This window comes from Klebsiella sp. MS 92-3 (assembly GCF_000195655.1).
GTDB lineage: Bacteria > Pseudomonadota > Gammaproteobacteria > Enterobacterales > Enterobacteriaceae > Klebsiella > Klebsiella pneumoniae.
Genome location: NZ_GL882828.1, coordinates 2827 through 5124 on the forward strand (window position 1 = coordinate 2827; position 2298 = coordinate 5124).

Below are 2298 nucleotides of genomic sequence, written 5' to 3' on the forward strand. Positions count from 1 at the left end.
CCCCCCCCCCCCCCCCCCCCCCCCGCCAGCCGCCACTCGTTGCGGGCGGTCCAGACCGTATGGGACAGGCAGAGATGATCGGCGAGATCCTCTGGCGTCCCGGGGGTCCCGTAACGCGCCAGATAAGCCGGCGCGGCGCAGATCACCATCCGATACGGCGCCAGGTAGCGAGCCACCAGATCCTCCTGATGGATCTCGCCGATACGGATCGCCAGATCGAACCCCTCATCCACCAGATCGACCATCCGGTTAGTCAGATCCAGTTCCACCCGGACCGCAGGCCAGGCCTGCAGGAAGGTGGCGGTCAGGGGCGCGATCACGCTGGCGCCGAACGAGGTGGGAGCGCTCACCCGCAGGGTGCCGGCCGGCGCCAGCCGCAGCCGCTCGACCGCGCTTTCGGCGATGGAGACCTGCTCCATCACCCGTTTCGCTTCGTCAAAATAGACTCGCCCGGCGTCGGTGAGGCTCTGGCGTCGGGTGTTACGCTCCAGCAGACGCGTCGCCAGCTGGCTTTCCAGCTGGGCGATATATTTCCCAACCATCACCGCCGACAGCCCCAGGCGCGACGCCGCCCCGGTAAAGCTGCCGCACTCCACCACGGCAATAAACGTCTCCATCCCTCGTAATTTGTCCATATTGCTAACCTCTGGTTAGTAATGTTCTAACTTTTAGCCAGTTTATCCGAGATTACTTTTATTAAAAAATAGCCTCTCACCTCATCAGGAGTCTGCCATGAAAATTATCGTTATCGGTGCCAGCGGCACCATCGGTCGCGCGGTCAGCGAAGAACTGAGTCAGAGACATGAGGTTATCCGCGTCGGCCGCACCCGGGGAGATTATCAGGTGGATATCACCTCGCAGGAGAGCGTCGAGGCGCTATTTGCCCAAACGGGTGAAGTAGATGCCATCGTCTCCACCACCGGCAATCTGCACTTTGGGCCGTTAAGCACCATGACCGACAGCCAGTTCAACCTCGGTCTGCAGGACAAGCTGCTGGGGCAAATTCGCCTGGCGCTGGTCGGCCAGCATTTTCTGCGCGACGGCGGGTCGATTACCCTGGTCAGCGGTATCGTCGCGCAGGAACCCATTGCTCAGGGGGTCAATGCCACGACGGTCAACGCCGGTCTGGAAGGCTTTGTCCGCGCCGCCGCCTGCGAGCTGCCGCGCGGGATCCGCATCAATCTCATCAGCCCCACCGTGCTCAGCGAGTCGCTGGCAGCCTACGGCGACTTTTTCCCGGGCTTCCCCAGCGTTCCCGCCGCCGCCGTGGCGCAGGCCTATCGCCGCAGCATTGAAGGCGTTCAGACCGGCCGCATCTACCCGGTCGGCTACTAGCCTGTGCCGGCCCGCCGGGGCCGGCGCTTACATCAGGCCGTCGTTGCAGGTACACTGACGGCTGATTGTCTCCGGCCGAAAAACTGATGTTGAAAAAATTATCCTTAATTATCCCGCTACTGGCGCTTATCGCGCTGCTGATCTGGTGGTTCACCCCGCATTACACCGAGGAAGATGAAGCTTACTACCGGGCGGTATTTTGCATAATCGATCATGACGACAGCCGCCAGTTCCTCCACGATATGCAGAATATCGTCGAGGGGGGAAATTCTGACTACGCGCTGCATAAAACCCATTACCTTCCGGCGCTGGGGCAGCGGATGCTGGATACCTGGCGCCAGCTCAGCCCGCAGGAACAGCAGGCGCTGCGTCAGGACAAGCAGCGCTGCGGCGAGATATTGCGCGAAAAACAACAGGGGAAATCATCCTGACGAGTTGGCAAAATTGCAGCATATCGCCAGCGTCGAATAAGATTGTGCTGTTGATGACCGGATCGCTGTCACAAAATATCCGGTCGTCGTCGCGTCACAGTACGACGTTTTTTCTGCGGCGGAATACGATAAAAAGTAGTTGATCTGGTACGAACTAACTCTTATTTTGCTTCACAGTTTTCAAAATGAGATAAAACTGATGCCTGTCATTATTGCCAGTAGTGTTAAAGAAGCCAAAGCGTTAATTAACGGTGGAAAATACAGGGAAATTATTCTTAACTTCGATATTGATGCCGATGACTTTTTCTCTCTCGCCAGCCATTCCGCCGGAACTAAAATCTCCATCGCCGACCGCAACGATCGCTCTCCGGTAGAATCAGCAAAATAATTAACCCGCGAGGGACGTCTATGTGGTTGTTTATTGGAACCTTTGCGCTGGCTTTTCTCGCAGCGCTGATGCTGGTCTGGCTCGATGACCGGATCGCCGAAACGGATTGACCCTGCGCTGGACGTTAACGTCACGCAGGGCTGC

At 58.0% G+C, this 2298-nt stretch carries 3 protein-coding genes and 1 pseudogene; 3 read left to right on the forward strand and 1 reads right to left on the reverse strand.

The features are described from left to right. Positions 1–635: pseudogene (locus HMPREF9538_RS09500) on the reverse strand (LysR family transcriptional regulator); the annotation flags it as partial. Between the two features lie 97 nt (positions 636–732). Between HMPREF9538_RS09500 and HMPREF9538_RS09495 the strand changes: the two are divergent. From HMPREF9538_RS09495 to HMPREF9538_RS0128025, 3 genes are all read left to right on the forward strand, one after another. Beyond that, a complete protein-coding gene (locus HMPREF9538_RS09495) occupies positions 733–1335 on the forward strand; it encodes a short chain dehydrogenase (RefSeq protein ID WP_004174410.1) in 603 nt (200 codons plus the stop codon). A gap of 86 nt (positions 1336–1421) precedes the next feature. After that, on the forward strand, positions 1422–1766 hold the full coding sequence (locus tag HMPREF9538_RS09490) for a hypothetical protein (RefSeq protein ID WP_004181311.1): 345 nt from the start codon (positions 1422–1424) through the stop codon (positions 1764–1766). A 199-nt stretch (positions 1767–1965) separates the two neighbouring features. After that, positions 1966–2154 carry a hypothetical protein gene (locus tag HMPREF9538_RS0128025; protein ID WP_002916738.1) on the forward strand — a complete coding sequence of 63 codons (189 nt, stop codon included), beginning with the start codon at positions 1966–1968 and terminating at the stop codon, positions 2152–2154. The last annotated feature ends 144 nt before the right edge of the window (positions 2155–2298 follow it).